The sequence below is a fragment of the Dellaglioa sp. CoH-57-MRSF-20 genome, assembly GCF_056781955.1.
In genome coordinates, this window is the sequence record NZ_JBXAXV010000245.1 from 1 (window position 1) to 281 (window position 281).

The 281-nt window shown below is 54.1% G+C and carries 1 protein-coding gene; it reads left to right on the forward strand.

Translation table 11 applies throughout. The annotated features are described in order from the left end of the window. Positions 1–67: 67 nt before the first annotated feature. On the forward strand, positions 68–281 hold a 214-nt coding region (locus AC1RPN_RS08925), incomplete at its 3' end, for a hypothetical protein (protein WP_481763833.1).

Here is a 281-nt window from a genome sequence, read left to right on the forward strand (position 1 = left end):
AGTTCACCCTCATTGACAATAGCGCTCTCTGTAATTTAAGATGCAGGACTATGTATAGGAGGGAAGAATGATAGTAGTTATACACGACGAGGACATACCGTACCCGGCACTCGTCATCGAGGACAGGCAAGCCACACAGCTACTTGACGCGGAAGGCCCGGCGCACGAGCGCGTGATCGATGCGCTCACGACAGGTGACGCGGTGCTCCTGATAACGCCAGATTGGATAGGCCGGACTTTGGCACGCACCTATAAGCAGGTGACAGCGGTCCACAATACAG